The organism is Paenibacillus sp. E194, assembly GCF_000935845.1.
Lineage (GTDB): Bacteria > Bacillota > Bacilli > Paenibacillales > Paenibacillaceae > Paenibacillus_B > Paenibacillus_B alvei_B.
Window position 1 is genome coordinate 1 of the sequence record NZ_JMDX01000288.1, and the last position, 6,412, is coordinate 6,412.

8 protein-coding genes, 1 pseudogene and 2 riboswitches are annotated in these 6,412 nt (G+C 49.3%); all 9 genes and pseudogenes read right to left on the minus strand.

Going from position 1 to position 6,412, the window contains the following annotated elements:
- Positions 1 to 263 (minus strand): annotated as a pseudogene (locus AZ66_RS25290) (potassium-transporting ATPase subunit B); the annotation flags it as partial.
- Between the two features lie 112 nt (positions 264 to 375).
- Complete coding sequence (gene kdpA / locus AZ66_RS25295; protein ID WP_442950323.1) at positions 376 to 2,055, minus strand: potassium-transporting ATPase subunit KdpA; 1,680 nt, start codon at positions 2,053 to 2,055, stop codon at positions 376 to 378.
- Between the two features lie 54 nt (positions 2,056 to 2,109).
- On the minus strand, positions 2,110 to 2,190 hold the full coding sequence (gene kdpF, locus AZ66_RS33935) for a K(+)-transporting ATPase subunit F (protein WP_065291998.1): 81 nt from the start codon (positions 2,188 to 2,190) through the stop codon (positions 2,110 to 2,112).
- 300 nt (positions 2,191 to 2,490) lie between these two features.
- Positions 2,491 to 2,668: riboswitch (cyclic di-AMP (ydaO/yuaA leader) on the minus strand.
- Between the two features lie 14 nt (positions 2,669 to 2,682).
- Positions 2,683 to 3,090, minus strand: coding sequence for a hypothetical protein (locus AZ66_RS25300; RefSeq protein WP_044357413.1), 408 nt, complete (start codon positions 3,088 to 3,090; stop codon positions 2,683 to 2,685).
- A gap of 70 nt (positions 3,091 to 3,160) precedes the next feature.
- A riboswitch (cyclic di-AMP (ydaO/yuaA leader) is annotated at positions 3,161 to 3,351 on the minus strand.
- 513 nt (positions 3,352 to 3,864) lie between these two features.
- Positions 3,865 to 4,164: a hypothetical protein gene (locus AZ66_RS25310; protein WP_156160076.1), complete on the minus strand. Its 300-nt coding sequence runs from the start codon at positions 4,162 to 4,164 to the stop codon at positions 3,865 to 3,867.
- A complete protein-coding gene (locus AZ66_RS25315) occupies positions 4,157 to 4,462 on the minus strand; it encodes a hypothetical protein (protein WP_021259107.1) in 306 nt (101 codons plus the stop codon). Before AZ66_RS25315 ends, AZ66_RS25310 begins: the two co-directional genes overlap by 8 nt.
- On the minus strand, positions 4,462 to 4,806 hold the full coding sequence (locus AZ66_RS25320) for a hypothetical protein (RefSeq protein ID WP_021259108.1): 345 nt from the start codon (positions 4,804 to 4,806) through the stop codon (positions 4,462 to 4,464). Before AZ66_RS25320 ends, AZ66_RS25315 begins: the two co-directional genes overlap by 1 nt.
- 23 nt (positions 4,807 to 4,829) lie before the next feature.
- Entirely contained in the window at positions 4,830 to 5,117 is a 288-nt protein-coding gene (locus AZ66_RS25325) for a hypothetical protein (protein WP_021259109.1), read from the minus strand.
- A gap of 47 nt (positions 5,118 to 5,164) precedes the next feature.
- A partial coding sequence (locus tag AZ66_RS25330) for a glycosyltransferase family 2 protein (RefSeq protein WP_044357416.1) occupies positions 5,165 to 6,412 on the minus strand: 1,248 nt, incomplete at its 5' end.

Below are 6,412 nucleotides of genomic sequence, written 5' to 3' on the forward strand. Positions count from 1 at the left end.
TTCGCCTGCTTCAATGAATCTGCCTGTGCCTTGCCGCGACCCTCAGCAAGAGCCTCAGCAAAGTTCGCGAACCAAACCGTAATGAATAAGATGAAGCTGACCGTGCCGTTGAACCAACGTGGCATTGGCGAACCAAAGGCATCCGGCACGAACGTAAGCAGCAGTGTAATAACGAAGCCAATCTCGCAAATAAACATCATCGGGTTTTTAACCATCTGGCGCGGATCGAACTTCCGCAGCGCATCGATCGATGCTGCTCGCATTAAGCTGCCTTGGAACATGCTCCGTTCCTTGTCTTGATGTGTATGCATACGCGCCGGTTCAAATGGCGCAGGTGTTTTCATCTGTTTTTCCGTCTTCATTTTCCGTTCCCCCTTATTTCCACAACGTCAGATGTTCTGCGACCGGACCGAGCACGACTACCGGGAAGAACGTCAGAGCACCCACAATAAGTACTGTGCAGACAAATACGATACCGAACAGCGCCGTATTCGTCTGGAACGTACCACTTGTGTTCGGAATTGGCTGCTTCTTCGCCATCGATCCTGCTACGGCAAGGAGCGTAACGAGCGATACGTAGCGCCCCAAGAACATGACAATACCTGTGGAAATGTTCCAAAACGGCGTTGCATCTCCCAATCCTTCAAAGCCAGAACCATTGTTCGCCGCAGAAGACGTAAACTCATACAACGCTTGAGACAATCCGTGGAATCCTGGATTGGACAGGGTATCCGCTTGTGTGGCAACTGCAATCGCCGTTGGTACGAGAATCAATATGGGATGTACCAACAGGGTAACCGCAAGCAGTTTCATCTCCTTACTTTCCAGCTTGCGTCCCAAAAATTCAGGTGTCCGCCCAACCATGAGGCCTGATAAAAACACGGCAATCATGACGTACAGCAGCACGTTCATAAATCCCGCACCGACGCCGCCGAATACGGTATTCAGCATCATATTCGCCATCGGGATCAAGCCGCCAAGCGGTGTCAGCGTATCATGCATATTGTTGACACCGCCCGTCTCTGATGCAGTCGTAACGACCGAATACAGTGAGGACTGGGCAACGCCAATACGAACTTCCTTCCCTTCCATACTACCTGTTCCACTCAATCCTGCTGCGTTAAGCACAGGATTGCCCATATGTTCGGCTGTAAGAGATGATCCGAGCATAATCAGGAACAGAATCGCCATGGAGACGAACAGCACACGCCCTTCCTTCTTGTTGCCGACCATGCGGCTGTAGGTAAACGGCAACCCTGTGCAGAGCATCAGCATAAGCAGAATATGAAGTACATTCGTTGCACCATTCGGATTCTCAAATGGATGTGCTGAGTTCGCTCCATAATGGCCACCGCCGTTGTTGCCAAGCTCCTTAATCGACATCATCGAGCCTACGGGCCCAAGCGGAATATGCTGCTCTGCTCCTTCAACCGTGACTGCAGTATCCATTGGACTCAAGGATTGCGGCGTACCATTCCAGATGAACAGGATGCTGGCAACAATAGCAATTGGCATAAAGATCCGTGTAATCGAACGAACTAAGTCAGCCAGAAAGTTGCCGAGCGGCTTGCCAGTCAACCCTCGTATAATGGCCATTACTGCCGCTAGCGCAGTAGCAGGTGACGTAAACATCAAGAAAATAATGCCCGTCATTTGTGACAGCGGAGAAAGTCCACTTTCACCGCTATAGTGCTGCAAGTTCGTATTCGCCATGAAGCTGATCGCCGTATTGAATGCTACTCCCGGTTCCATGCCAGGAATGCCATTCGGATTGAGCGGCAATACCCCTTGAAGGCGGAATATTGCATATGTCACCACAATCATCAGCACGTTCGTGGCAACTGCCGTAAAGGCGTATGCCTTCCAGCTTTGCGATTGATCCTTAATGCCGAAACACTTAAACAAAAAACGATCTATCGGACCAAATACAAGATCCAGCGGTCTTGGAGCTCCGCTATTGTCAAACACCCCTGCCATATATATTCCGATCGGACGCGCTATCGCCAAGGCAAGCAATAAGGTAATTCCAATGGCGATCCATTCGATTGCACTCATTGTTCCGTTCCACCCTTCTCTAATGTACAAATATCAACAATCACTCTGCCCAAACTAAAATCGTTCCGGTTTGACTAAGGCATATAGCAAATAAATGAACAGCGCCGTAATCAAGGTGAATAACACGATCATCATGAGCGATCACCCCGTTCCTCCACTTCCGTCTTGCACCAATGGAGAATACCCAATACGCTTAGTCCAAGCAGTGCGAGAAGAATCATCATGACTGCATCAAACATAGTCCCTTCCTCCTCCTGAATAAGGTTCTCATCTCTCCAGGCAATGCTGCCGCGATCCCGCTCCTACCAAGACTTCCTGCTCAGTAGGAACGCGCAGGCAACACAAAAAGCCACACGGAAAGAGGGACCCTTTCCGTGTGGCCTATTTCGCGCATCGTCAAATAAACGTGCGCGTAATGTTCCACGACGAAATAAAGGCTGCCTCCTTGGACGCTTACGAGGTTAGCTGACGGATTCGGGCGCGAAGAGTCGCCCTACCGGCCAGGAACGGATTCCTGTGCCGGATTCACCCCTTGCGCGAACTGCAGATGTACAGCTGGCGCACTAACGTTGGTTCCCCCGTTCCCATGAATGGGATTCAGCGGTGAGCATTGCCTATATGGATAAATTAGATGATATCTGATAGTAAAAATGAAACTTGATCCGATTGCGTATAAATGACGTAATTTGCACCAAGCAATCGGTAGATCGACTGCGGATGATGACGCTTCGTCACGATTGTGATCGGATCCGTCGTCCATTGCCGGCATATTTGAAGAAGCCGGCAGGAAAGCGCAAAGCTCTGTTCAAACACATAGATTCGGCCAATCGGGACATGAGGGACGGCCCACGCCTTCGGCTCCGTCGTATTGATTCGGCATACGGAATGAACGCCAACACCTTCCAATCGCGTTGCCAATCGCCCATTATGGGCAATACCCGCAACCGAATATCCTGCTCCTTTCAACTGACGTATGAATTCAATCCCCGTCTCACAGCCTGCGAACACTGTAATGACCCGGTCCGCATCGTACATATCCAGTTCCTCCTGTTCATCTGTCCGAAGCCCTACTTGCAAGAAAGAGGTGCGTCGCCATATGATCAGGCGCGCCTCTCCCGTACGCTTACGAGGTTAGCTGACGGATTCGGGCGCGAAGAGTCGCCCTACCAGCCAGGAACAGCGATCCTGTGCCGGATTCACCCCATGCGAACGGTGGCTGCTGACTGTCCACTCAGCTCCATTCGCTTCATTGGTTCCCCCGCTTCCGCTTCCTGCGGAATTCAGCGATTGAGACGCAACGGATAACGTTGTTGTTGCTGAACTGAATCTTACGCCTTTCCCCTCCTGCTGTAAATGAAATGAAAACCATAATTTCTCCATTTCCGGGCAATTGTGATCAACTAATCCCATCTTATCTCTCATTACAGCATCATTACCTCGCAATTTCTCAACTTTGCTTATGCGGCGATGATTTCATGAGCAAAACAAAGAAATTTAAATAAATACCTGTATGTAAACGCTTTGTTTGACCATTTGTTTGGATTTCCTGGATTTGATTCTATTTACAAATGGAGCCACATTCAAGTTAGAAGCGGCGTCTCCCTTCTTGAACCCAACTTGAAGGGAAATGTAAACCAACTTCGAATTTCTGACGGTGCGCAAGCTTACAACTGCGCATCGTTCTACTCCGTTTACCGACATGTGATATTATATTTGTTTCAAGTTCCTTCTTACCCGAATCCTATCGCTCGACATCCATTAAAAAACAGCCCTCCTCTTGCCTATGCAAGTGTCAGACTGTTCACTTCGTTATGATTGATTGGCATAGGACAGTTGATGTGCATCTTCATATCCCTTCGCATACCCCACCCGATATCCATCTTGAAATGCAGGATGTTGAATGCGGTGATGAGTCGAATGTGTTGAGGCAATTTGCTTCGTTGTACGCCGACACTCGGGCTGGTTCACAACCTGAAGACGGCGTTGCAATTTCCGTTGCGGAACCTGCTTGCTCACTTTCCTTACGCTTCCCGTTGATGCAGTGCCGCTAACCAGCTTCTGCTGTCCCATTTGCCGCCGGGATCTCTGTGCTCGCTTCTGCTTATTCACTTGCAACTTCTCCCTCCTCCACTCTCATCTCCTCGAATTGACAATCCGGATGCAGCCATGGAGGCGCAGCTGTGCCTGTCTTGCGAATACGGGTCTGAAAACCTGTGACCATGCCGCATAGTGCAAGCTGATACATGGACAACAGACGAATATTGTCCTTAAGCAATTTCGTTGCAGCTTCTGAATGTGCTGTAAGGTCAGCCATTTGATTCAACATACGTGCCAATGCGGATTGGCTCTGTACAATGGCCTTGATCATTTCAATCTGCACCTGCTGCTCCTCGTGCGCTGCAGCCATTACATTTTGTCTCCTATCCCGAACTCTCCATTCAACAAGCCCCCTCCGAGGCTATCTCCGTAACCCTCGGATTCCTCCCGCCGGAGCAGTACCTTCATATTGTGGGATAGACTGACTTGCAGCTTCGTCAAACTCTCGATTACTTCAACCACTTGTGCATGCACGTCAAGAGGTTCGACAATCTGTTCCCGATGATTCGTGAACGAGTGCTCTGTCATATGATTCAACGTCCAGTTGCGCATCTTCTCGGCCTCTACCGCTTTTGCTTCTAGGATCTTCGCCACATTGCCCTGCATCTTGGCCATAGACTCCAGAATGACGTGATAGGACTGTTCTCTATTCATGCAGATCCCCCCTTGCATGCGCATTATTCCTCTGCATCATCCGAAATCTCCTTCAACACATGCTGCAGCTGTTCCGCCATCGCTTCCTCTAGCTCTGCAATTCCGTTCAGATAAGCAACGATACTTTTCGTTAATGCCTGGGAGTATTCCTTATAATCGTTCTCCCCCCCGAATTGAGGGTCAACATCCGGCAGTGCATGCACGATTTGCGCCATGCGAACCGCTACATGCCGCTCTGCGTCAAGCACGCGCGCCATATGCCGCTGCGTATATGACATTTGACCAATCATGTCCGTGATGAAATGTTGCAATATTCTCCCCTCCCAAGCACAAGGCCTAACTTCCACTCTTCAATTCCTCAAATATGATAGGAATGAATGACCGGGTGCGCCATAATTGGCAACTGTTCCGTAAGGTCGCTTCTCTCATGTTCCGTACGGATTGCTACCTTATCAGCGAATCCCCAGCGGTTCAGCGCATGATCACTAACAAGCTCTCTGCATGCTTCACCCTCACGACGATAATACTTGCCTAGTTCCGTTTTGAATACAGCACCGTCAGGAATCTTTCCCTCTGTTTCATGCTGTTTACTCCATTTCTGCGCAACCGCAGCAGCCTCAATCGGTACTCCTGTTGGCCATCCCCGCAATTCAAGCTGACTTACCCGTACAATCGGAATACGTAACTCCCCTTGAACAGGACGTTTTGCCCCATTTTCAATCCAATAATTTGCATCGTTTAGTCCAGTAACTGCCACCTGAGACGGATAAAATGCCTGACATTGCCGTCCCGCAAGCATCCCATGCTGCGTACGAATACGCTGAAGCCAATCATAAGCATTGCCCCACTTCTCTTGAAAGAAAGCCGCATGCTTATCCTGACTAGATTGGGTGTGACCGTCCTGCTCCTGCAGGCTTGCATGGAACGAGCGGTGGATAAATACGTCCCCTGATACGATAAGCTTGAGCCCTACCATCCGCATGCGCAAATGATAATCTTCATCTGCAAATCCGCTATTCTCAAATCGCTCATCAAAGTATCCATTCGCTTCAAATGTGCTGCGGCGCATAAGGCGGCACACATGGAACAAACGATCTGTGCTGTGCCACCGGCTTGCATCCGGGATATTATATTCAGCAGCAAAGTCATACATATCTTTGACATGTTCGTAAGGCACAGGTATCTGCTGTTCGCCGGCAACACGGTTCGACACTGATCCAACCATACCAAATTCTATGTTGCTGTGTAAGCAATTCAGCATACCGGACAACCAATTCGGCGTTACGAGCGTATCACTGTTCAATATGCATATCGTGCTGCCTTTGGACATCATCAATCCAGTATTAATTGCACTTGCCAGACCTCGATTGGTCTCATGGCTGTGATATCGAATCTGTCCGCTAAGCCTTTGCAGATAGGTCAGAGTATCATCGGTTGAGGCATCATCAACAACGATCACTTCGATCGGTCTGTCCGTATTCGAGAAAATACTGTCCAAGCACTGCTCCAGCTGATTCCGTTGATTATAAACAGGTAAAATGATGCTCGTTCCGTCAAATGGGGTGCCATACCGTTCTTGACCCGCCTGAAAACCTCTGACATAACC